This window comes from Agrobacterium deltaense RV3, assembly GCF_900013505.1.
Taxonomy (GTDB): domain Bacteria; phylum Pseudomonadota; class Alphaproteobacteria; order Rhizobiales; family Rhizobiaceae; genus Agrobacterium; species Agrobacterium leguminum.
This window is the reverse complement of sequence record NZ_LT009745.1, coordinates 2339798-2362876: the sequence shown is the minus strand read 5'-3', so window position 1 is coordinate 2362876 and position 23079 is coordinate 2339798. Positions and strand designations below refer to the sequence as shown.

The following is a 23079-nucleotide window of genomic DNA, read 5'->3' as shown; positions in this document are numbered from 1 at the left end:
ACAAGCCGCGTCCGTTCGCTTCATATGATTGCTCCGCTTGGCCGAAGAGGCCTTGCGGAAGCCGTTGAACCTCTTCCTTTCAGAAAGGATCCTTCCCATGACCAGGGACAGCTATTTCCACAAATCACGCGCCGGCGCTGCCGGTGCACCGCTCTTCGTTTTGCTGCACGGCACCGGCGGCGATGAAAACCAGTTCTTCGATTTCGGCTCGCGCCTGCTGCCTGAGGCGACCATTCTCTCGCCCGTCGGCGATGTCTCCGAATACGGCGCGGCGCGGTTTTTCCGGCGCACGGGAGAGGGCGTCTACGACATGGCCGACCTTCAACGGGCGACCGTCAAGATGGCGGATTTCATTAGGGCGAACCGGGAGCATTATCAGGCCGGTCCGGTCATCGGCCTCGGCTTTTCCAACGGTGCGAATATTCTCGCCAATGTGCTGATCGAAGAACCCGGGCTTTTCGATGCGGCGGTGCTGATGCATCCGCTCATCCCGTTCGAGCCGAAAATCTTGCCCGCCAAGGCTTCGCGCCGGGTGTTGATCACGGCTGGCGAGCGCGATCCGATCTGCCCGGTGCCGCTGACGAAGGCGCTTGAACAGAGCCTCAAGGCGCAGGGCGGCACGGTGGAAACCGTGTGGCATCCGGGCGGGCATGAAATCCGCTCCGGCGAGATCGATGCGGTCAGGGGTTTTCTGGCGGCTTATAACGCTTAGCTGAATGTCTGCATTATGCCGGCTTTGAAGCCGGCATTCGCCTGTGCCGCCGCCTCAGCGATATCCGCATTGCTGTAGCTGCGCCTCGTAACGCAGCGCCATGTTGGCGGAGCGGCGGGCGGCCTTCTGGACCGCAGAATTGTTGCGCCAGCTGCCCTTCGCATAACCGGCATGGCCGGAATAATAGGCGAGGTAGAGATTATAGGGGTCGTTCAGCGAAATGCCGTTTTCGCGCCGGCTCTTGGCATGATACCAGCCGACGAAGTGGATGGCATCGGTGAAATCGGTGCGGCTTGCCGACCAGCGGCCGGTTTCACGCTGGTAAACGCTCCATGTGCCGTCCAGCGCCTGTGCATAACCGTAGGCGCTCGACTGGCGTGTCCAGGGAATGAAACCGAGAAGCTTGGTGCGCGGCGGCCGCGCATAGGGGCGGAAGGCGGATTCGGTGTAGATCGTCGCCATCATGACAGGCACGGGCACGCCGAATTCGCGCTCGGCCGCTTTCGCATCGCGCCGCCAGTTGTTGAAGATGCCGTTCCGTTGCTCGAAAATCGCACAGGCATTGGTGACCTGCGACGGTGCGGTGGCGCAGCCGGCCAGAACGAGCATCAGAAAAACAACGGCAAATACGCCACGCATAACGGAACCCTTTCGTTCCGCTATTCTTAAATTGCTAACCATTAACGTCGGGTTTTAAGACAAGGTTAATTCAAATGCCGCCGATCGGCCGACCGTTAACCCGCTGAAAATTCCTGTGGCCGGGATGGGGCGAGGCCGCTTCCGGGCGCCTTTTTTCAAGAAGCGTTCATCCCCGCGCGTCCACGGTCCCGCCGGCCCGGCTATACTTGGCCCATCCCGGTCATCAGGCGTGCGCGCGGCGCAAGGTGGACGGGGCAGGCGGCCAAAACCGGGGAGTTTCCCGATGTCACGGTTGAGGCGGCCGGCATATGCCCATCCTCCAAACAGGAACCGGTTTGGCGGGCGGGTCATATGTTCCAACCCGGGGCCGCATCGTCTGCAAACCCTGCAATACCCCTTGATACCCCCGCAGCGATGCGGCCCTCTTTATCGTTTTCCAACGTTGCTTCCGAATTCGGGGCGGCGGGGATCGGTTATGGTTAAAAAAAACGCAGCGATTTTTCAATATTGAGGTGTATTGCGTCACGTTTTCTCTTTACAATTGCCGCCAAGGGTGTAGCGTAATTTTTAGGAATTATACGTCGCTGGCGGGGGCTATAGTGCGACTTTCAAGTAATTTTTTGTATCTTTTTTTTGTAATAGTGTTTTTCCTGCAGGGTTGTACGGCCACGGGCCTGCGCGAATTCGAGCTCTACCGGCAGGCTTACGAGGCGCAATTTGCCGAAGCGAACGCACTTCTTGTGGATATTGCCAAAGCCGAGCGAAAGGCGTGGTTTGATATCAACGGCAAAGGACAAAAACTTTGCTCCGGATGATGCGGCCTATTATGTGGAAAGCGTCGAGCCGCCGCTCACCGCGTCATTGCGTCGATCGCTGCAGGCTCTCAACGACTACAACGCCGCCCTCGTTGCTCTGGGAAAAGGTGAAAATGCCGCTGCGGCCGTTGATCGAGTTACCGGTTTTGCGCTGAACATCAAAAGTGCTTCAGCGGCGATAGGGGCAATTGACGGGAAAACCGCTCCTCCGGTGGTTGCTCAGGCCGCTTTGACACTTTCTCCAGGGGTGGCGCAGGCGAAAATTGCCGCCGAAGCCCTGCTGGCGGCGGCGGGCCGAGAGGAGTTTCGTCGCCGTCTCGTCGCCAATGGCAAGCACATGGATGCTTTCCTTGTCGCCCTACGGGACGCGACGCCTTCCATGCATTTACTGCTCAATGCGGGACAGAATCGCTATTCCACCGATGGTGGCAGCGCGGCCACGCGAAACGCGGCTTTTGAGAGCAACCGGCTTCGTCTGGCGGGATGGGTCTTGTTGATTGACCAGTCGCGGGTGGCTCTCGCAAGGGCGCTGGCCGCCGCCTCGGCTCCTGCCGGTGTCAGTATCAGCAGCCTCAACGACGCCTCGATCGAACTTCGCGTGCTTGCAGAAAAAATAAGGTCGGAACGCCTCAGATAAAGCCGGGGGACGTGCAATGCTCGATGCCGCAGAACTTACCAAGCGCCTCAATGCTCAACTTGATGCAGCCTACAATGAATATGATGCAGCCAAAGCAAAGGGCGACGAGGCGGGAATGAAAATGGCGCTCGCTCGTCAGGAAATCCTGATCCCGGCAATTTCCCTCCTCGCGCTCGGAGCATATGATCGCGCAGTTGCGCTTCTCGCCGCAAAAGGTGTGGAATTTGAACGTAAAGCCGCCGCAGTCCGGGCCTCGCCATTGCCTGCGCCGGCAACCGACCCCTTCGAGCCGCCGGAAAAGGTCGAGTTTTCAGATGCCCAGCTGGATGCGGCGGCGGCGAAACAACCGTCTGCCGAGCCTGCGAAGGTTGCGGCCGGCAAGCCGGCGGGTTGGTCCGAGGACTATCAGACGCTTTGGGATACGATGGAAATCCGTGCTGAATGGCGCGACGATGCGGAATTTGCAGCGCGTAAAGCGGTTGAAAACCAGAAGCGCTATGCAGCCGTCGTTTCGGGGACCACGGTGCCCTGGTGGTTCGTGGCGATTGTCCATTGCATGGAATGCGGGTTCAAGTTCGATCGTCATCTGCTGAACGGCGACCCCTTGAGCGGGCGCACGGTGCGGGTGCCTGCGAACCAGCCGCCTTTCGGGTCGCCACCCTATGACTGGGAGACGGCAGCGCGATATGCGATGACCTATGAAGAGCTGGACAAGATAACCGACTGGTCCCTGCCCAACGTCTTGAACCGATGGCACCGCTATAATGGTGTCAAAAACGAATATCGGCGGCGGAAAATTCCCACGCCTTATTTGTGGAGCGGTTGCTATCACTACGACAAGGGTAAATACACCCGCGACCGTTATTTCGATCCAGAGGTGCCATCCAAACAGGTCGGCGCTGCCATCATCCTGAAGACGCTGATCGAAATGGGGGCTGTATCGCTCGGCGCCACGAATGTGCTCAAAGCCAATCCCCTGGCGGCGACGGAGAATTTGTCGCTTCTGTCTCACGATTTGCCCGGAGCCGCGTTCAAATCCATCGAGCAGGAACTCGCCTTTCCCGGCGCGTTGAAGCTTGGCTCCTCCGGTGCGGGTGTCAAGCGCTTGCAGGAATGGCTGCATCTGAACGGCTGTTACACCAGTGTCGATGGCGATTTCGGCGCCTCCACCGAAACGATGCTGGACCGTTTCGCAAAGGCGCAGGGGCGAAGCGGTGCGACGATGCTGGATGAGGAGTTGTGGGCAGTCCTGACCGCTCCGCTTCGCCGTGCAGTGGCGAAGGTCGTTCCCGGTGCGTCTTTTGAGGAGACCGTGCTGAAGGTTGCTCGGCAGCATATTGCTGAGCGGCCGAAGGAGGCCGGCGGCAACAATTGCGGTCCATGGGTGCGTGCCTATATGCTCGGAGCGGAGGGGGCGGATCAACTCTGGTGCGCCGGTTTTGTCTCGCTCATCTTCGAACAGGCGGCGCGGGACATGGGTATCAAGGTGCCGCTTAAGCGCCAGACTGGCGTCGATGCGCTGGTTGCGGACGCGAAGACGAACGGGCGGTTCATTGCCGAAAGCGAGGTAAACACCGCGCTCCTTCGCGCATCCAGGCTGCGGCGGGGTTATCTTTTCGTCATCCGGAAAGATGCGAAGGACTGGACCCATGTCGGTTTTGTTCTGTCCATCGGGCCGACGAGTTTCGACACCATTGAGGGCAATACAGGCGGGGAGGGCGGCGTGGATGGCGATGAGGCCCGTCAGAACAACAGAAGTTATCCCTCGCGTGATTTCATAAGGCTTATTTGATTCTTCTTTTTCAGGGGATTCAGCCATGTGCATATCGCTAAACGGCGGGCTTTTGCCCGCCGTTTTTTCGGTGTTTCAGGGCGGTAAAACTGAAAAAAAAGCTGTCCGCTGTACAAAAATGAAAACCGATAAAATTGTAGCAATCGGCTTAAAGCAGCTGAAAACAGTGCTGTGCCATTGTGGGATCACAGACGGGGAGCGGCCTTTTTAAAGAGACGCTCTACACAACAGAAATCGAGACCGGCACAAGCCGGCGGATCGCAAACGGGGTATGAAATGCTGAAGAAGATTATTGCTGCCGCCATCTGCGGAATTGCCGTTGCTTCCATGTCCAATCATGCCGACGCGGCTGGCGCTGCCGGTTTTGCCCGCGGTTTTGCCGCCGTCGAGAAATCCGCGGCGACGCAGATCGGTGTTTCCGCGCGGGGCGGTTTCGATGGCTGCGTTCTTTCCGCCGGCCAATGCGTTTCCACCATCGCCGCGCCGCTGACGGTCGAGCGCCGTGAGGAACTGCTGCGCGTCAACCGCGATGTGAACGCCACCATGGGCGCGCTCGACGATTATTTTTCTGGTTTTGCAACCGATGTTCCGGCAACGCCGTCGTTGGGCCTTGGCGATTGCGGTGACTGCGCCGCCATCAAGCGCACGGCCCTTGCCGGCGCCGGCTGGTCTTCCAGCGCGCTGCGCCTTGCCTTTTCGCTGAACAATGACGGATCGCTCGAAAAAGTGCTGATCGTCACCACCGACAAGGGCGATATCGTCCTTGGCAACGCCGTCCTTTCTCCGGCTGAGCGCGAAACCGCGCTCTGACCTTTCGTTCGAGCATCGGAAAGATTTGCGATCCGATGCTCCATTCTTTCATGCCTGCCAGACTACGCCGGTTTTCCTGACCCTGTTGGTTCAGGAAGCCGGCGATTTTTTTCGTTCCGCGACGGCAATGCCCGCCAGCGCCATGATGAGAGCGACGATCTGATAGGTGTGCAGCGTCTCGCTGAGCACGATAACCGACAGCAGGGTGCCGAAGACCGGCACGAGGTTGATGAAGAGGCCGGCGCGGTTGGCGCCGATCTGTTCAACGCCTTTGATATAGAGGATCTGCGCGATCAGCGACGCAAAAATGGCGGCATAGACCACCAGCACCCAGCCCTTCTGATCCGGCCAGACGACGCTCTCGCGTGAGATTTCCCAGAAGATCAGCGGCACCGAGGTGAGGAGGGCGAAGAAGGCGGGAATGGCCATCAGCGTGCGCCAGTCGACCGCCGGTTTCCAGCGTAGGATGACGGTGTAGATGGCATAGACCAGCACGGCCAGCAGCATGATCGCGTCGCCGACATTCATTTCCAGTTGCAGCAGCGAGACCGGATCGCCATGCGAGGCGAGAAGCGCGACGCCAGCGATGGTGAGGCAGAAGCCGGCGATCTGGCCGAACAGCACACGGGTGCGGAACAGGATGAAGTTCAAGACGAAGATGACCATGGGAATGCCGGCCTGGATGACGGCGGCATTGATGGCCGAGGTGTGTTGCAGGGCCGTGTAGAGAAACACGTTGAAGGCGGTATAACCGACGCTGCCGAGCACGAGGAAATAGGGCAGGCGTTTTTTCACCACCGGCCAGTCCTTGATGAGCTGCGGCACGGAAATGGCGAAGATGATGGCGACGGCGAAGACCCAGCGCAGGAAGGTGAAGGCCATGGGGCTGATGTGGCCGACGGCGAGCTTGCCGGCAACGGTGTTGCCGCCCCAGCAGAGCGTGGCGATGATGAGGGCGATATAGGCTTTGGAGGGCACGCTGATGTTTCGCTTCTTCACGGGGCGGGAAAACGGCTAAGGGGTGAATGGCGGTCTTGCGCCCGCGCTTGGCCCCCACGGGGCGAGATAATGCGGGAAATCCGCGCCTTGTCACGGAAAAAGCAAAATTCTCCATAAGAAACAGGGTCGCTTTCCGTAAAACAACACAGTATACATTCGCGGGTTTGGGTTTCCCATCGGGTTATCGGGCGCGCAAGCGCCATGAGCAGGAAAGCAAGAAATGACGAATGTTGTGGTGGTCGGCTCGCAGTGGGGCGACGAAGGCAAAGGCAAGATTGTCGACTGGCTGTCCGAGCGGGCAGATGTCGTCGTGCGGTATCAGGGCGGCCATAATGCCGGCCATACGCTTGTCATCGATGGCATCAGCTACAAGCTTTCGCTTCTGCCGTCCGGCGTCGTGCGTCCCGGCAAGCTCGCCGTCATCGGCAATGGCGTCGTGGTCGATCCGCATGCGCTGATCGCCGAAATCGGCCGTCTGGAAGCGCAGGGCGTGAAGGTTACCCCGGAAAACCTGCGTATCGCCGACAATGCCACCCTCATTCTTTCGCTGCACCGCGAGCTGGACGGCATGCGCGAAGACGCGGCCTCCAACAGCGGCACCAAGATCGGCACCACCCGCCGCGGCATCGGCCCGGCCTATGAAGACAAGGTTGGCCGCCGCGCCATCCGCGTCATGGATCTCGCCGACATGGAGGCGCTTTCCGCCAAGGTTGACCGTATCCTCACGCATCACAATGCGCTTCGCCGCGGTTTCGGTGCAACCGAAGTCTCGCATGAGACGATCATGGAAGAGCTGGGCTCGATTGCCGAGCGCATCCTGCCGTTCAGCGAAACCGTGTGGCTGCTGCTCGACAAGAAGCGCCGCGCCGGCGCGCGCATCCTGTTCGAAGGCGCTCAGGGCTCGCTGCTCGATATCGACCACGGCACCTATCCCTATGTGACCTCTTCCAACACGGTTGCCGGCCAGGCCGCCGCTGGTTCGGGCATGGGTCCGGGTTCGCTGGGTTATATTCTTGGCATCACCAAGGCTTACACCACCCGCGTCGGCGAAGGTCCGTTCCCGACCGAGCTCAACGATGAGATCGGCCAGTTCCTGGGCGAAAAGGGCCATGAATTTGGCACCGTCACCGGCCGCAAGCGCCGCTGCGGCTGGTTTGACGCGGCACTGGTGCGCCAGTCGGTCGCCACCAATGGTATTACCGGCATCGCGCTCACCAAGCTTGATGTTCTGGATGGTCTCGACGAGCTGAAAATCTGCGTCGGCTACAAGCTGGACGGGCAGGAAATCGATCATCTTCCGGCCAGCCAGGGCGCGCAGGCGCGCGTCGAGCCGATCTACATCACGCTGGAAGGCTGGAAGGAATCTACCGTCGGTGCCCGAAAATGGGCGGATTTGCCTGCTCAGGCAATCAAATATGTCCGTCAGGTCGAGGAATTGATCGGGGCGCCTGTCGCACTTCTGTCGACAAGTCCGGAGCGTGACGACACCATACTTGTGACTGATCCGTTTGAGGATTAATGTCCTCGGCGATCTAGATTCATAAACCATATCGGGCCGGTACGTCGCCGGTCACGACGAGAAAGTGCTTATGGCGGATTTTGTAGCAGTCATTCGCAAGGCCGTGGATGGCTTGGCGAACAATACTCCCGAAAACCGGGCGAAGGTTTACGACAAGGCGCGCAGTGCGGTTGTGCGCCAACTCGAGAATATGAAGCCACGTCCGCCGGAAGAATTGTTGCGCCGGCAGATCGCCAAGCTGGACGCCGCCATAGCCGAGGTGGACAGCGAATATGCCGAGGCGCTTCCGGCGCTGGAGGATGATGACGCTGTCTCTGCCGCTGCGGAAGAGACGGCGGCATCCTACTACCAGCAGGATGCTGCCGACGAAGACGAGGCCCGCGCTGCCGAGCCGGCAGAGCATGCCGACCGGGAAGAGGCGCGGCACGAGCCGGCCTACGAAGAGCCGGCATCCGCTGAACCCGCGCAATCGGAGCCGGCTTACGAAGACGCGGCCGAAGAGGAAGAGCCCCGGCACGCTGACACCGCTGCCGATGAGGAGCGGCATCATGGCGACCGCGCGCCGGAAGAGCTTTATGATGCGCCGGAAACGGTTCATGCCGCTCCCGCCCCGGCACACGGTTCCGACGAAGTCGTCGGCACCTATTTCACACGGGCGGATGAAGAGCCGGCTCACCAGCCGGAGCCTGAAACGGCGCTCGGCGCTGCCGATGATTCCGTTCCCTCCCATTGGGCTCAGCCGGTGGATGAGGATGACTGGCGCAAGCTCGATGAAGGGCAGGACGACGATGTGCGTCCGGCCGCCGAGGAATATGAAGAGGTTCGCAACGAGACCGACGAACGTCCGCTCGTTGCCGGTTATGCCGCGCAGCATTACCAGGAGCCGGAAGTAAGTTTCGAGCCCGCCCCTTACGAAAAGGATGAGCGGCGCGAGGCGGACGACCATTTCGGCCCCGCCGCCGTGGAGCATGCTCCGGCGTTTGGCGGGCGGCACGATTTTGACGACCATCGCCAGCCGGAAGAGCAGCCTCCGAAAAAGGCGGCCGTGGTCGAGGATTTCTCGTCCTATTTCCAGGATGCGGATATTGCCATTCCCGCCAAGGACGCGCCGGCGCTGCCGCGCGCGGATAACGATCTCTTCGGCGATCAGGCAGCGGCAAAGGACAACAAGGAACGCACGCCCTGGGACGATCTGGACGAGCTGATCGGTTATGACGGCGCGTCGTCCTCCACCCGTCAGGCTTCGGGCGAAACGAATGGCGTGGGCGCTGCCGCCGCAACGCCCGCCTATATGGTCAAGAAGAAGCCGCGCCGCAATTATGCGTCGCTGGTTCTGGCTCTTGTAGGCGTGGCGCTGCTTGCCGGCGGCGGTTATGCCGTGTGGATGAACCGTGATGCGCTGAACGATATGGTCGGCGGGCTGGTCAGTTCCGCACAGAACGGCGGCACCAGCCAGACGGCTTCGAACGGCACGGGTGAGGCGCAGACCTCGACACCGCCGGCGACCCAGCAGCCGCCAGCCACGGGGCAGCAGCCGACAACCCCAACCAACCATCAGACCCCGACCCATGGCGATGACGGCTCCGTCAGCGGCACCAAGTTCACCCAGCGGCTTCTGGCCGACGGCACCGAGCGTGACGAGGGACCTGCCGCCGGTGCGAACGGCCAGCCGGTCACCGCCGAAGGCCAGTCGGTCTATGAGCAGAATGTCGCGCCGCCGCCTGCGGGCGAGGCTCCGGCCAATAATGCCGGTGCGCCCGCTGGAACACCTGCCGGCACGCCGCCGGCGCAGCAGCCTGCGGCCGCTGCCGGCGACCGCATGTTCCTTTATGAGGAAGTGCTGGGCCAGACGGTGCCGACCGCCATTCAGGGCAGCGTTTCCTGGTCGCTGCAGCAGGAAAACGACGGTGAGGGCAAACCTTCTCCGACCGTGCAGGGCCAGATCACCGTTCCCGGCCGTGGCCTCAGCGCGCTGATCACCTTCAAGCGCAATACCGATCCGTCGCTGCCGGCCAGCCATCTGATCGAGATCGTCTTCTCGGTTTCGCCCGGCTTCGAAGGCGGCGCTATCGACAGCGTCCAGCGCATCGCGATGAAGAGCACCGAGCAGGATCGCGGCAACGCGCTGATCGCGGTTCCGGCCAAGATCACCGACGATTTCCACATGATCGCGCTCAACGACTTCCCGGATGCGATGAAGACCAATCTGGAGCTTCTGAAGAGCCGCAACTGGATCGATATCCCGGTTTCCTACCGCAACGGCCGGCGTGCGCTGCTGACCCTGCAAAAGGGCAATGACGGCATCGCCGCCTTCGACAAGGCGCTCAGCGAATGGGCGGCGGCAACGCCGGCGACCGGGCAGTGATCATTTAAGGGCGGCTCAGGCCGCCCTTTTTGTTACATGGCAAAGGGCGACGTGCTTGTGGAATGGCTGCGGCGTTGTCTTTGCTTTGTCGGGTGATGGTTTTGGTGATGTGAGTGGGTGCGGCTCACCCCCCTCTGCCCTGCCGGGCATCTCCCCCACAGGTGGGGAGATCGACTCGCGGCGAGGTTTCGCTTTTCTTGACAGTCGGAGATAGCGCAACGCAGCGCGTCTTGCCGATCTCCCTCCTTGTGGGGGAGATGCCCGGCAGGGCAGAGGGGGGTAAGCGGCATACTCCGAAATGCGGATATTTTCCCTACCGCTTCTCCTCCAGCACAATCGTGGGTCTCAGAGGCAGAGCATTTCCCCGCCCGCCTTTTACAAATAAAAAATCCCCGGCCGGAGGCCGAGGATGATTCACGGTCAGCGCATTGGCGTCAGGAGCGCGTCCACTCACGCATCCACCACGCGCAGCGCACGCGCAGCTTCCAGCGCTTCCTTCTGCACCGCTTCCTGCACCTTCTCGAAGGCGCGAACCTCGATCTGGCGCACGCGTTCGCGGCTGATGTCGAACTCGGAGGAAAGTTCCTCCAGCGTCACCGGGTCTTCGGCAAGCCGGCGGGCTTCGAAGATGCGGCGCTCGCGGTCGTTCAGCACGCCCATGGCTTTCGCCAGCATGCGGCGGCGGGTTTCCAGTTCGTCCTGTTCGATCAGCACGTCTTCCTGGCTGTCATGGTCGTCCACCAGCCAGTCCTGCCATTGGCCGGACTCGCCTTCGGACGCCTTGATCGGCGCATTCAGCGAGGCGTCGCCATGCAGGCGGCGGTTCATCGAGATGACTTCTTCTTCCGACACCTGAAGCTTCGTCGCGATTTCCTTGACATGCTCCGGCTTCAGATCGCCATCGTCGATTGCCTGGATGCGGCCTTTCAGCCGGCGCAGGTTGAAGAACAGGCGCTTCTGGTTGGCGGTCGTGCCCATCTTCACCAGCGACCAGGAGCGCAGGATGTATTCCTGGATCGAGGCCTTGATCCACCACATGGCATAGGTGGCGAGGCGGAAACCGCGCTCCGGATCGAACTTCTTCACCGCCTGCATCAGGCCGACATTGCCTTCGGAGACGACTTCGCCGATGGGCAGGCCGTAACCGCGGTAACCCATGGCGATCTTGGCGACGAGACGCAGATGGCTGGTGACGAGTTTATGCGCGGCGTCGCGGTCGCCATGCTCGGCATAACGCTTGCCGAGCATGTATTCTTCCTGCGGCTCCAGCATCGGAAATTTACGGATTTCGTCGAGATATCTGTTGAGACCGGCTTCGCCGGCTGTAATCGTAGGCAAACTATTGCGGGCCATAAAGCACCCCCTTATCTATGGTCTGGAACGGCACCCTCTTTGATCGGCGACTGACCCGCCGGAGGCACACCGTAAGCTGCGGGTCGTTACCGACCCCGCACGAACCCATGTGACAGATATGTACGCGCGCGCCGCGTTTCAAGCGAACGCTGCGTTCACACATGCGTTATGTTCCAGTGACACCTTCTTTGACCTGTTTAACTTTCGAACGGTAGATTCGTTCCGAAAAACCGCCAAGGCCGGAGCGCACCATCAGCTCATACATTACCCGCCGGCGCATGGGATTGTGCAGACGCACAACCTTGGAGCCGAGGAACTGCGTCTCCACATGGGCAAGCGCCTGCAGATCGGGATCGGCGGCAATCGCGTTCGCGTAGGTTGCGTGAAATTCCCGGCGGCAGACATAGGTTTTGTATTTCGTCATGCCGAAGCAGACCAGGCTGTGGCCATGGGTGCGCAGGAAATCGGCGACGCCCACCGTCACTTCCGGCCAGGCGGGATTGAAAGTGTCGTCGAAGACGATGACGCCATGCGGCGCGATCACTTCCATTGCCAGTTTCGCATCGGCCAGCACGTGGTGCAGGTTGTGGCCGCCATCGATGCTGAAGAAGCGGGCGGGGCCGATGCGGGAGGTGATGTCGGCGGGCGCCAGCTGCGTGCTGTCGCCCCTGATGATCAGGTCCTCATCCATGGCGAAACCCAGCCGACGGCCGTTTTCCATCAGGCGTTCATATTGGTCGAGGCTGCCATCTTCGGGCGGATCGAGATCGAAGAGATCGATGCCCAGCACTTTTTCCTGCCTCCCGGCGAATTTGCGCAGCAGGAAATAGGAGCGGCCGTAATAAACGCCGATTTCCGCCATGCCGCCGTGGAGGCCGCTTTTCGTCTGGGCCTGCAACAGCGCCTTAAAGACGAGCGCATCGGGCGGGTCGATATAGCCTTCGACGCTGCGCAACTCCTGAAAGATAAACCGGCGGTCTTCGATATTCATGCGATAGATCCCGTCATCATGCCGGTTCCGTTCGGGTGCGGATCGAACGAATGGCGTCCCTGCGGTTTTGTTTGGCAGGCTTGAAATCGCCACGGTTAATGGCGGCGATTTCAGGCTTTGCGGGGCCGAGGAGGTGTGACGATTGAAGCGAAATTGGGGCGGTCTATAAAAAGGACCGACTGCGGAATATCGCTATCCGCTAATCTTTTTTTATTATCCGGGGCTTCCGGCGAAATGCGTGGCGCAGTTTTTTTGACCGCGCCATGCAGGTTTTCAGCCACGCAATGCGGCGGTCAGCGCTTCCATGTCATCCGGCAGGTCGGTTTCGAATTCCATCACCTCGCCGGTGCGCGGATGTTCGAAAGCGAGCAGATAGGCATGCAGGGCCTGGCGCGGAAAGCCGCGGACGGTGCTTTTTGCCGGTTCTTCGAGAAGGTTCGCCTTGGTGCGGAAGGCCGCGCCATATTCGGGATCGCCGATCAGCGGATGGCCGATATGGGCCATGTGAACGCGGATCTGGTGGGTGCGGCCGGTTTCCAGCCGGCATTCCACCATCGAGGCGAGGCAGGTGGCGTCCGGCCGCTCATGGTAACGCTCCATCACCTCGTAATGGGTGATCGCCTCGCGGGCATCGTCCGAATCCTCGTGCTTGACGGCGCGTTTGGTGCGGTCGGCGCTGCGGCCCAGTGCGGCGTCGATGGTGCCGCGCAGGGTGCGCGGGCGGCCCCAGACAACGGCCTTGTAGGCGCGCTCCAGCGGCCCGGTGCGGCCATGGTCGGCAAATTGTGCGGCGAGATGGCGGTGGGCATTGTCGTTCTTCGCCACGACCATGACGCCGGAGGTTTCCTTGTCCAGCCGGTGCACGATGCCCGGCCGCCTGACGCTGCCAATGCCGGAGAGGCTGTCGCCGCAATGGTGGATGAGGGCGTTGACCAGCGTGCCGGTCCAGTTGCCGGCGCCCGGATGCACGACGAGACCGGCGGGCTTGATGAGCACGATCAGGTCTTCATCCTCATATTCCACGTCGAGCGGAATGTCCTCGCCCTTGGGTTCCGGGTCTTCCGGCTCGGGCATGACGATTTCGATGCGATCCTTGGGATGCACCTTCTTTTTCGGCTCCGTCACCGGCTGGCCGTTGATGGAGACCGCGCCCTGTTCGATCAGCGCCTTCAGTCGGCTGCGGGAGAAGTCGCCGCCCACTTCGCCTGCCAGCCAGGAATCGAGGCGGCCTTCGGCGTCTTCCCCGGCAATCAGGACTTTCCTTGCGTCTCCGCCTTGTTTAAAGGGGTCGTTCATTCTTATTTTTCCGATCCATCAGCATTTCAGGGAACCCGATGACGCAGATCGAGCAAGACGAACAGGAAGACAAGCCGCTTGATCCGGCCATGGAAAAAGTTCGCCGCAAGATGATCCGTTTGCAGATCGTGTCGGGCTCCGTGATGTTTATCAGCCTTATGGCCGTCTTCGGTGCGGTTGTCTACAAGGCGATGGGGCCGTCGAAGGCGGTTCAGACGCAGACGGAAGCGCCGAACCTCGCCGTTCCCACCGGCAACGGGCCGGTTGCCGTCACCGCCAGCCTGCCGCAGGGCTTCGTCATCGATAATGTCAGTTATTCCGGCGGCGACATGCTGTTTTACGGGCGGCTCGCCAACGGCACCCGCAAGGCGCTGGTCTTCAACGTCGCGGCCGGCCGGTTCCTCGCCGATGTGACGGTCGATGGCCAGTGAGGCCAATACGCTGCTGGACGGGCGCGCGCTGATCCCGGTCGAAAATCCAGCCGATCCGCGCATCGCCGCCTTTCGCGATATTCGCGAGCGCGACCTGACCGGGCGTCAGGGCCGTTTCATTGCCGAAGGAACGGTGGTGCTGCGCATGCTGGCCGCCGCCCATAAAGCGGGCGGCGCCTTTGCGGCCGAGAGCATCCTCATCCTCAGAAACCGGCTTTCGGGCGTTGCGGATATCCTTGCCGATTTCCCGCCGGATGTGCCGGTTTATGTGGCTGAAGCTCCGGTGCTGGATGGCATCGTCGGGTTCCATCTGCATCGCGGCATTCTGGCGCTCGGGCGGCGGGTTCAGGATCGCGGACTGGAAGAGATGACGGCAGCACTTCCTGCGTCGTCTCTGGTGCTGGTCGGCTGCGGCATTTCCAACCACGACAATCTCGGCGCGATGTTCCGTAACGCGGCGGCGTTTTATGCCGATGCGGTGTTGCTGGACGAGACCTCATGCGATCCGCTTTATCGCAAGGCGCTGCGCGTTTCCGTCGGCTCGGTGCTTTCGGTTCCCTGGCATCGCGGCGGCGGGGCGGTGGAGATGCTGGAGCGGCTTTCCGAGGCCGGTTTTGCGATCTGGAGCCTTTCGCCTGGTGGCGAGACCGAGATCCGCGATATTCCCCGGTCCGAGCGCATGGCGCTGGTGATCGGCACGGAAGGCGAGGGGCTGCCGCAATCGGTGCTCTCGCGGTTTCATACGGCGCGGATTGCGCAGTCGCCGCAGCTGGATAGCCTGAATGCGGGGACGGCTTCGGGGCTGGCGCTTTATCAGATGGCGGGGGTTATGGGGCGGGTTTAGGGGTTTCCGCAGCATATGCGGCTCACCCCCCTCTGTCCTGCCGGACATCTCCCCCTCAAGGGGGGAGATCAGCTGGGAGCTAACGCTCGCTCATTCGCAACGTTAGAGTTGGGCTGAAGAGTGCCGCATATCGATCTCCCCCCTTGAGGGGGAGATGCCCGGCAGGGCAGAGGGGGGTAAGCCACACACTCAACGCGGGGTACAACCACACCCACCGCGGACCTAATGTTCCCGCTTCTCCATCACCACCTTCGCCCGCTTCGCAAGGCTCTCCCGCCCCGATGAGCCGGAGGCCTTGGCGAGCAGCCCCGGAATGGGCGATTTCTCGCCCTCCTGCGCGGCGGTGAGCGCGATCATCTCGGCGGCGATCCTTGCGATTTCGCGGCGGATGGGTTCGTCATTGCCGGTGCCGCGCACGTTCAGCAGGCGTTCGGTGAGCGCGGTGCCCTGATTGCGGATATCCTCGATTTCCTGCTCCAGACCTTGCGACGCCGCTGGCTCCGTCACGACCGGGGGGGCTGGCTCCGCTGCGGCCATCGCCGGTGCCGCCTCTTCTTCGGCGGCGGGTGCGGTTTCAAGCGCGGCGGCTGGGGCAGGGGCCGCGGGTTGCGAAGGGCTAGTCGTTTTTTCGACCGGCACGGCAGGGTTCGGCAGGCGGATGATCATGTCGTTGGCGCGGCCGCCGGTTGCGGCAAGCTGTTCCTTAAGGCGGGCGACTTCCTGGTTGCGCAGCGTCAGGATCGTGTCGAGATCGGCATTTTTCGCCACGAGCGTAGCGACCTGTTCCTCCAGCCGGGTGACCTTGCGGCTTTCGCGCGCAACCGCCGTCATCGCCTCCTTGTTGCGGGCCGCCACATCCTGCAATTCGCGGGTGGCGGTCTCGCCTTCCTTGCGGAAACGCGTGGCGCTCTGCTTGGCCTGCTCGGCTTCCAGATCGCGGGTGGCGGCGAGGATTTTCGAATCATCCAGCTCGCGCGTCAGATTGGTGAGGCGGGCGGTGAGATCGGACATCTGGCTGGCGCGCTCGTTGGCGGCCTGCTCCTGCTGTGCGAGGTTCGCCTGTATGATGCCGGCGTGTTCTTCGGCAGCATCGAGGGCCGCGCGCAATTCGCCGATTTCCAGCGTCAGTTCCTCGATTTTCAGGGAGAAGCTGCGGTTCTGCTCACCAAGGCGATAGGCATCGCTGGAAGCGGCTTCGTTGGCGAGGCGCAGCGAGGTGTTCTTTTCCCGTTCCGTATCCAGTTCCTGGCGGACCTTGGCGTTTTCGGCGGCGTAGAGCGCACGCGCCATGTCCTTCTGGGCGCGCACTTCCTGCGGGCTGATGGGCATCGTCGCGCGTATGCGGTTTTCCGTATAGGCGACGATGCGGCGGTGGATCGCGGGTGCGATCAGCAGGGCCAGCAGGGTTGCGGTAAGGAAACCCAATCCGAAGAGAATGGCATATTCGATCACGCGGGACAGTCTCCGAAACTCAGATACGCGCGCATTCGGAAAGAGGGGCGCGAAAGCACGTTACGCTATTATTGCAACCGTGGGGAGGGGGCTCCCGGCAATTGCACAGGCGGTGTCGGCGCCACTTGTTTCTTCTCCCCGAGGGGGAGAAGTCCGCGGCAGCGGGATGAGGGGGAAAGGGTAGTGAGATACGGCAACGTTGCCCCCTCATCCGACCCTTCGGGCCACCTTCTCCCCGGCGGGGAGAAGAAAGATGCCGCACCGTCCCGTCTTATCAGAAGGGGTTCCAGGTCGGCTGCTGGGTGAGCTTCAGGTAACCGACATTGATGCCGAGGCGCGCGCCGATGCCGGTGCGGATGGGGGCAAGCGTTACGTCGCTGCTCTTCAGATAGGTCATGCCGACGCCGGCGACGATGAAGGCGGAGCCGCTCACACCGCCGTAGCGGCGGTAAAGCGCATCGACGGAGGGCAGGTTGTAGACCAGCATCATGGCGCGGGTGCCCTGGCCGCCATAATCGAGGCCGAGGGAGGGGCCCTGCCAGAAGACGGGGTGCTGGCCGGCATTCTTGGTGTAAAGCGTGCCTTCGCCATAAGTGAGGCCCGCGACGAACGCGCCGGAGCCTTCCTGGCCCAGAATGTAACCGTTTGGAAGACCGTATTGCTGGAAGGCGCGCTCCACCACCTTGGCAAGGCCGCCGGTGGTTTCACCGAAGAATCCGTGGCCTGCATCCACGACTTCCTGGAAAGAATATTGATCGCTGTTCTGGGCCGCGGCCGGTGCGACCCATATCAGGAGGCTCGCAAGGAGCGCGACAATCTTTCCCAGTCCGAGGCGTGCAATGGTGCGGGTTTTCGTAAGGCGCATCGTCATGTCCGTCCGTCTGTTTCGTTAGCGCATCGGTTCGAAAATCCGAATCGGTTTTCGAAAGGGCCGATGCCCAGAGTCAAAGTTCTACAGCATGTTTCGCGCATCCTTGCGGATACACGGGGCTCCAGTGTGGCCTGTTAAGGCATTTGGCATTTTGAAACCATCCTATTAACAATCGGTTTACCAAATATGGTGTCATTATGGCTTAACAATTTCCACACCGTCCGCGCCTCCCTTGCGCAGGAGAGAATTTTATGACCAGCAAACTCAATATCACGCTGTCCGGTCCCGATCTGGCGGCTCTTCTGTGCAGCCGTGTGTGCCATGATGTGATTTCTCCTGTCGGCGCCATCAATAACGGCCTCGAACTCCTGGACGAGGGCGGCACGGATGACGACGCGCTCGATCTCATCCGCACGTCAGCCCTTAACGCATCCGTGCGGCTGAAGTTCGCCCGCCTTGCTTTCGGCGCTTCCGGCTCCGCCGGCGCGTCCATCGACACCGGCGAGGCCGAAAAAGCCGCCCAGGATTTCGCCGCCGCTGAAAAGAAGGCGGAGGTGAGCTGGAACGGCCCGCGCGCCATCGTTGCGAAGAATCGTGTCAAACTTCTGCTCAATCTCTTCCTCGTGGCTTATGGCGCCATTCCGCGCGGCGGCAATGTGGATGTGCTGCTGGAAAGCCCCGACGGCGACGCCAGGTTCGAAATCACCGTCAAGGGCCGGATGATGCGCGTGCCGGCCAAGTTCGTGGAAATTTACGAGGGCAGGCTGGAAGAGGCGGTCGATGCCCATTCCGTTCAGCCCTATTACACGCTGCTTCTGGCCGAGGAGGCCAATATGGCGGTGGAATACAAGGTGCATGACGACCGCATCGTGTTTACCGCCAAGACGGTTGCCGAGTGACCGTTCAATCGCCGATCTGAATTTGTGAAAGGGCCGGGACCGCGTCTGCCGACGCGCCGGCCTTTTTCGTTTGGGGAGCATGTTCATGACCCGTCTGACAACCGCTCGCCTTGTCCTGCGGCCGCATGCCATCGCGGATGAAGCGCTCTATCGCGCCTTCTGGGGCGCGGATGTTCCGCAGATCGAAGGGGTCGTATCGATTGCGCCGCTGGACCCGGAACTCGCCTTCGCCCGGCTTTTGCGTTTTCTGGGCCATTGGTCCGCGTTCGGCTTCGGCCCCTTTGTGGTGGAAGAGCTTGCCACGGGGCGCATCGTGGGCGAGGTGGGCTTTGCCCATATGCGCCGTGGTAACGGTGAGGATTTCGACGGCGTGCCCGAGGCGATGTGGAAAATCGACGGGGCGCTGGTGGGCAAGGGTGTCGCGACAGAGGCGGTGGAGGCGGCGCTGCGATGGTTCGATGGTCGCGGGATTTCCCAGCGGACCGTCTGCATGATCAATCCGCTCAACAGCCCGTCGCTGGCCATAGCCGCCCGATTCGGTTTCCGGCCATTTCGCGATACGGCGTTCCGCGACAGTCCCGTTCGGCTTTTCGAGCGGATCGCGGATATCTAGAGCATTTCTGAACGCGGCTTTCTCAAGCACACGGTGTTGCTGTCTCCAATCGCGTTTCAGGACGACCTGAAACCTGTTTGAGGTCTCGGCGGGCGGCGGATTGAACCAGGAGTTGGTCCATATCAACTCCGGAGCATCCCATGCGCTATCTTCTTGCGGCGGTCATCGTCATTTTTTCCACTGTCCAGTCCTCAGCGGCGGAAAGCGGCATCGGTTTTAAACAGATCGAATTGCCGGATGAGGCCGGTTCGAGAACGCTAGCCGTTTCATTGTGGTACCCGGCCGCGCCGTCGAGCAAAAGCGAGATCGTCGGCGAAAATGCCGCCTTTTACGGCCTTGAGGTTCAACCGGGCGCTTCCCTTCTTGACGGTTCACGTCCTCTCATATTGCTGTCGCACGGTTTCGGGGGAAGCTGGCGCAATCTGAACTGGATTGCCGGTGAGCTTGTTCGGGAAGGTTATGTCGTGGCCGCCCCGGATCACGGCGGCGAATCGTTCACCGAAGAAAATGCGGCTGAGATCGTTCCATTGGGGGAACGGCCGCGCGACATCAGCAGAACGCTGACCGCATTGCTCGACGATGACCGATTCGCCGGCAGGATCGACGCGACGCGCATCGCCGTAATCGGCCATTCCCTCGGCGGCTGGACCGCAATCGAGCTGGTTGGCGCGCGATACAGCGCCGATCTTGCCCTGAAGGATTGCCGCGGGGAGAAGCGCCCGCCGCAATGCAAGGCTCCGCGGCTGCTCGCCAAAGTCGGGGTTGTCGGTGACGGCAGGGCCGATCCGCGGCTTTCGATGGATTTGAAGGATACCCGCATCCGCGCCGCCATTGCGCTCGATCTCGGGCCGGCCGCCGGTTTCCTGCCCGAGACGCTGCAAGCCGTCGGCGTGCCGGTTCTGGTTCTGGCCGCGGGTGTGGAAACACCGGAGATCGCCGCCATCAAGGCCGATTCCGACTATATCGCCCGGCATCTGCCAAAGGCGACGACCGTTTATCGGGAGATACCGGATGCCAGCCATTTCAGCTTTATGCAGATTTGTAGGCCGAACGGCGAAAAGATCGTGGAGGAGCTTTCACCGGGCGAAGGTTTCGTCTGCCGGGATGGCGGCGGTAGGGACCGCGCGGCCATCCATGCGCAGATCGCGCAGGCAATCCTCGGCTTTCTGAAAGCGGAGATGCGCTAGGTCGGGTTTTCCGGAAGCCTCGTGGCCGGATGGTGCCGATAAACGAGGTCTTCGGGATCGGAACGGGGTGCCGCCGGGTCGAGCCTGCCGCCGATTCGTTCGGCGACGGCCGCGGATTTGCGGTTCTGCGGCGAGACGTAGCTGACAAGCGTGGGCAGGTTCAGGGTCTTGAAGGCCCAGTCGCGCAGTGCCGAGGCGGCTTCCGCCGCATAACCGCGCCCTTCATGGCCTTCGTAAAGCAGCCAGCCCAGTTCCTTTTCCGGAAACAGCGGACCGTGATTGATGCCGACCTGGCCGACGCATTGTCCCGTTTCGCCAAGCTCGATCATCAGTGCGCCATGGCCGAAAAAGTACCAGTTAGCCTGATCGTGGCAGAACACGCCCCATGTCGAGGGCAGGTCGTAAGGACCGCCGACACCGATGGAGCGTGGCGACGCCATGAAGTCCCGATAGGCGGGAAAGTCTGGGATCATCAGCGGGCGCAGCGTCAGGCGTTCGGTCCTGAGGGTGGGGATAGGGTGGTTCATCTGCCGTTGTCCCTTGGCGGTGCGTAGCCAGGTTTTCTTCCCTCATTCCTGTGACAAGCACAGAAATGAGGGAGAATAAATCTTCAAATCGCAACAAAAAACCCGCCGTTTCCAGCGGGTCTTTTAAAAACTGTCCTGTTCCGGAATGGATCAGGCGGTTTCGAGGAATTCCGTCGCGCCATCCGGCTCGCGCAGAACATAGCCGCGGCCCCAGACGGTTTCGATGTAGTTTGCGCCGCCGGCGGCGTTTGCGAGCTTCTTGCGCAGCTTGCAGATGAAGACGTCGATGATCTTCAGTTCCGGCTCGTCCATGCCGCCATAGAGGTGGTTCAGGAACATTTCCTTGGTCAGCGTCGTGCCCTTGCGCAGCGAAAGCAGCTCGAGCATCTGATATTCCTTGCCGGTCAGGTGAACGCGCTGGCCGCCCACTTCAACCGTCTTGGCATCGAGATTGACGATCAGCTCGCCGGTGGCGATGACCGACTGTGCATGGCCCTTGGAACGGCGGACGATAGCGTGAATGCGGGCAACAAGCTCGTCCTTGTGGAACGGCTTCGTCATATAATCGTCTGCGCCGAAGCCCAGGCCGCGAACCTTGTCCTCGATGCCGGCCATGCCGGACAGGATGAGGATCGGCGTCTTGACCTTGGAGAGGCGAAGCGTTCTCAGAACCTCGTAACCCGACATGTCGGGCAGGTTGAGGTCGAGAAGAATAATGTCGTAATCATAGAGCTTGCCGAGGTCCACGCCTTCCTCACCGAGGTCGGTCGTGTAGACGTTAAAGCTCTCCGACTTGAGCATCAGTTCAATGCTCTGCGCTGTCGCGCTGTCGTCTTCAATAAGTAGAACCCGCATAATTATCCCCTTTGCCGCCCGCGAACCGGTAAATCATTGCCTCGCGCGATGCGGATCCAGACGTTGCCTGATTTGCAGGCTGCCACCAAATGGTTAACAAATTCTAATTGCCTTTGGCAAGGTGTATCGAATTTATTAAGCAAAGTAGGCATTTCGCTGTTTTTGCACGTGAATCCACCATCGCCAAAATTGAAGCTTAACGTGAGGAAATCCCGTTAAGTGATTCAATCGACTCTTACATCGTCGGGTCCATTTTTTTGGACCTGGCATTTACCGACCCTTAAATGATCGTCGTTATCATTAACGATGCCCGTAAACGAAAGGTTAACGACGGCGGTTTTTTATTAACGTCGGGTAACTTTTGGGAATCATTCCGGGACAGGGGTCAACCCTTACGGAAAAACGGGCGGGTTAAACGGGCCGATCAGGGTGGCATAGTGCCTTTTTGATCCGGGTCTCGCTATCCATGGAGTATTGCGTATGAAGTCGCGTGACAGCCTGGTTCGCCTGAAGGAATTTCAGGTCAATGAAAAACGCCGGCAGCTTAGCCAGCTGCAGCAGATGATGTCCGAGTTCGAGCGGATGGCAAAGGAACTGGTGCATCAGATATCTCTGGAAGAAAGCAAGTCGGGCATTACCGATCCGACGCATTTCGCCTATCCGACCTTCGCCAAGGCCGCGCGCCAGCGGGCGGATAATCTTCAGGTCTCGATCCGTGAGCTGAAGACCCAGCAGGAAGCCGCCGAAGCTTCGCTGGAAGAAGTGCAGGCCGAATATGAAAAGGCCGCCGCACTGGAAAACCGCGACGGAGCCATCCGCGCCCGCGCCTGACCCTATAGGCGCAGGAATTTACGAAGATCGTCCTCATTGACGGCTGCCGGTGGATCAGGAGGCGGCTTTCAATGACGGGACGCCATGCATTTTTTCGAAAGGCCGCTCCTTAAGGGCGGCCTTTTGTTTTGCCGCGTCGCCGGTGTTTCCCGCCGGGACGGTCAGGCCTGATTTCGATTGTCCGGAGGTGGGGAAAGGCGTATTTTACGGGGGTTCCGACCGTGAGCCGGAGGCTTTTACGCGCACGCGCCCCGTGCGGGTGCGGGCGGCACTTGCAGGGAGGAAAAAATGGCCCGCCAATATATCGATTGCCGCGAATTCCCCAGTGACAGCAGATGCACCGTCGCCATCTCCGCCGATTCTCCGGAGGAACTTATGGAAGCGGCCGTGCAACACGCCGTGGCCGTGCACGGCGCAAAGGATACGCTTGAATTCCGTGAAGAAGTCCGCCGAAGCATGCATGCCGGGACGCCGCCATTGAAGGTGGCGTGACGCGGCGGATCGACGCCCTTTTGTATGAATACCGCGATATTTGGAACGGTTGTGAGGGATTAAGCGTAAGCCGCTTGTTTCTTCTCCCCGCGGGGATAAGTCCGCGGCAGCGGGATGAGGGGCAAGTTCTCGATTTATCGCCGACGTCG

Annotated in this window: 24 protein-coding genes; 15 read left to right on the top strand and 9 right to left on the bottom strand. The window is 60.8% G+C overall.

Features of this window, described 5'->3' with window-relative positions:
- Positions 1–97: 97 nt before the first annotated feature.
- Positions 98–712, top strand: coding sequence for an alpha/beta hydrolase (locus AGR7B_RS11950; RefSeq protein ID WP_078051922.1), 615 nt, complete (start codon positions 98–100; stop codon positions 710–712).
- A 54-nt stretch (positions 713–766) separates the two neighbouring features.
- Here AGR7B_RS11950 and AGR7B_RS11945 read toward each other — a convergent pair whose 3' ends face one another.
- Positions 767–1351, bottom strand: a complete 585-nt coding sequence (locus AGR7B_RS11945; RefSeq protein WP_003522586.1) for a transglycosylase SLT domain-containing protein — start codon at positions 1349–1351, stop codon at positions 767–769.
- Between the two features lie 599 nt (positions 1352–1950).
- Here AGR7B_RS11945 and AGR7B_RS25885 point away from each other — a divergent pair.
- From AGR7B_RS25885 to AGR7B_RS11920, 5 genes are all read left to right on the top strand, one after another.
- Entirely contained in the window at positions 1951–2166 is a 216-nt protein-coding gene (locus tag AGR7B_RS25885; protein WP_162934121.1) for a hypothetical protein, read from the top strand.
- Complete coding sequence (locus tag AGR7B_RS11935; protein WP_080856726.1) at positions 2126–2803, top strand: hypothetical protein; 678 nt, start codon at positions 2126–2128, stop codon at positions 2801–2803. Before AGR7B_RS25885 ends, AGR7B_RS11935 begins: the two co-directional genes overlap by 41 nt.
- Before the next feature lie 16 nt (positions 2804–2819).
- Complete coding sequence (locus AGR7B_RS11930; protein ID WP_080856725.1) at positions 2820–4595, top strand: hypothetical protein; 1776 nt, start codon at positions 2820–2822, stop codon at positions 4593–4595.
- A 25-nt stretch (positions 4596–4620) separates the two neighbouring features.
- Complete coding sequence (locus tag AGR7B_RS25880; protein WP_162934120.1) at positions 4621–4806, top strand: hypothetical protein; 186 nt, start codon at positions 4621–4623, stop codon at positions 4804–4806.
- A gap of 65 nt (positions 4807–4871) precedes the next feature.
- Positions 4872–5405: a transglutaminase-like cysteine peptidase gene (locus AGR7B_RS11920; RefSeq protein ID WP_080856724.1), complete on the top strand. Its 534-nt coding sequence runs from the start codon at positions 4872–4874 to the stop codon at positions 5403–5405.
- 90 nt (positions 5406–5495) lie between these two features.
- On the opposite strand, the gene AGR7B_RS11915 is transcribed toward AGR7B_RS11920, so the two are convergent.
- Positions 5496–6383, bottom strand: coding sequence for a DMT family transporter (locus tag AGR7B_RS11915; RefSeq protein WP_162934119.1), 888 nt, complete (start codon positions 6381–6383; stop codon positions 5496–5498).
- 241 nt (positions 6384–6624) lie between these two features.
- Between AGR7B_RS11915 and AGR7B_RS11910 the strand changes: the two genes are divergently transcribed.
- Positions 6625–7923, top strand: a complete 1299-nt coding sequence (locus AGR7B_RS11910; RefSeq protein ID WP_046801505.1) for an adenylosuccinate synthase — start codon at positions 6625–6627, stop codon at positions 7921–7923.
- Positions 7924–7993: 70 nt separating this feature from the next.
- Positions 7994–10288: a hypothetical protein gene (locus AGR7B_RS11905; protein WP_162934118.1), complete on the top strand. Its 2295-nt coding sequence runs from the start codon at positions 7994–7996 to the stop codon at positions 10286–10288.
- 450 nt (positions 10289–10738) lie between these two features.
- Here AGR7B_RS11905 and rpoH read toward each other — a convergent pair whose 3' ends face one another.
- The 3 genes from rpoH to AGR7B_RS11890 form a co-directional block, all read right to left on the bottom strand.
- Positions 10739–11641: an RNA polymerase sigma factor RpoH gene (rpoH, locus tag AGR7B_RS11900; protein ID WP_003522581.1), complete on the bottom strand. Its 903-nt coding sequence runs from the start codon at positions 11639–11641 to the stop codon at positions 10739–10741.
- A gap of 166 nt (positions 11642–11807) precedes the next feature.
- The gene (locus AGR7B_RS11895) at positions 11808–12632 is read right to left on the bottom strand and encodes a class I SAM-dependent methyltransferase (RefSeq protein WP_080856721.1); all 825 of its coding nucleotides are present in this window, start codon (positions 12630–12632) and stop codon (positions 11808–11810) included.
- Between the two features lie 273 nt (positions 12633–12905).
- Positions 12906–13928, bottom strand: a complete 1023-nt coding sequence (locus tag AGR7B_RS11890) for an RluA family pseudouridine synthase (RefSeq protein ID WP_080856720.1) — start codon at positions 13926–13928, stop codon at positions 12906–12908.
- Positions 13929–13966: 38 nt separating this feature from the next.
- On the opposite strand from AGR7B_RS11890, the gene AGR7B_RS11885 reads away from it, so the two are divergent.
- Positions 13967–14359: a hypothetical protein gene (locus AGR7B_RS11885; RefSeq protein WP_065655535.1), complete on the top strand. Its 393-nt coding sequence runs from the start codon at positions 13967–13969 to the stop codon at positions 14357–14359.
- On the top strand, positions 14349–15203 hold the full coding sequence (locus AGR7B_RS11880) for a TrmH family RNA methyltransferase (protein WP_121490417.1): 855 nt from the start codon (positions 14349–14351) through the stop codon (positions 15201–15203). Before AGR7B_RS11885 ends, AGR7B_RS11880 begins: the two co-directional genes overlap by 11 nt.
- A 222-nt stretch (positions 15204–15425) precedes the next feature.
- Here the strand turns inward: AGR7B_RS11880 and AGR7B_RS11870 are convergent, their stop codons facing one another.
- Both AGR7B_RS11870 and AGR7B_RS11865 read right to left on the bottom strand, forming a co-directional pair.
- Positions 15426–16655, bottom strand: coding sequence for a coiled-coil domain-containing protein (locus tag AGR7B_RS11870; RefSeq protein WP_080856719.1), 1230 nt, complete (start codon positions 16653–16655; stop codon positions 15426–15428).
- Positions 16656–16929: 274 nt separating this feature from the next.
- Positions 16930–17526 carry a DUF1134 domain-containing protein gene (locus AGR7B_RS11865; protein WP_003522931.1) on the bottom strand — a complete coding sequence of 199 codons (597 nt, stop codon included), beginning with the start codon at positions 17524–17526 and terminating at the stop codon, positions 16930–16932.
- Positions 17527–17777: 251 nt separating this feature from the next.
- On the opposite strand from AGR7B_RS11865, the gene chpT reads away from it, so the two are divergent.
- The 3 genes from chpT to AGR7B_RS11850 all read left to right on the top strand — a co-directional run bounded on the left by chpT (position 17778) and on the right by AGR7B_RS11850 (position 20225).
- A complete protein-coding gene (gene chpT, locus AGR7B_RS11860) occupies positions 17778–18425 on the top strand; it encodes a histidine phosphotransferase ChpT (protein WP_003522930.1) in 648 nt (215 codons plus the stop codon).
- A gap of 85 nt (positions 18426–18510) precedes the next feature.
- Positions 18511–19038 (top strand): GNAT family N-acetyltransferase, encoded by a 528-nt coding sequence (locus AGR7B_RS11855; RefSeq protein ID WP_080815931.1) that lies wholly within the window; start codon positions 18511–18513, stop codon positions 19036–19038.
- A gap of 140 nt (positions 19039–19178) precedes the next feature.
- The gene (locus AGR7B_RS11850) at positions 19179–20225 is read left to right on the top strand and encodes an alpha/beta hydrolase family protein (RefSeq protein WP_162934117.1); all 1047 of its coding nucleotides are present in this window, start codon (positions 19179–19181) and stop codon (positions 20223–20225) included.
- Here AGR7B_RS11850 and AGR7B_RS11845 read toward each other — a convergent pair.
- Both AGR7B_RS11845 and ctrA read right to left on the bottom strand, forming a co-directional pair.
- Complete coding sequence (locus tag AGR7B_RS11845) at positions 20222–20752, bottom strand: GNAT family N-acetyltransferase (protein ID WP_065655530.1); 531 nt, start codon at positions 20750–20752, stop codon at positions 20222–20224. The two genes, AGR7B_RS11850 and AGR7B_RS11845, sit on opposite strands and share 4 nt — an antisense overlap.
- A gap of 150 nt (positions 20753–20902) precedes the next feature.
- Entirely contained in the window at positions 20903–21607 is a 705-nt protein-coding gene (ctrA, locus tag AGR7B_RS11840; protein ID WP_003522926.1) for a response regulator transcription factor CtrA, read from the bottom strand.
- Positions 21608–22087: 480 nt separating this feature from the next.
- Here ctrA and AGR7B_RS11835 point away from each other — a divergent pair, with 480 nt between their 5' ends.
- Positions 22088–22438 carry a flagellar export protein FliJ gene (locus tag AGR7B_RS11835; RefSeq protein ID WP_013636730.1) on the top strand — a complete coding sequence of 117 codons (351 nt, stop codon included), beginning with the start codon at positions 22088–22090 and terminating at the stop codon, positions 22436–22438.
- Positions 22439–22726: 288 nt separating this feature from the next.
- The gene (locus tag AGR7B_RS11830; protein WP_003522925.1) at positions 22727–22930 is read left to right on the top strand and encodes a DUF1059 domain-containing protein; all 204 of its coding nucleotides are present in this window, start codon (positions 22727–22729) and stop codon (positions 22928–22930) included.
- Positions 22931–23079: the final 149 nt, after the last annotated feature.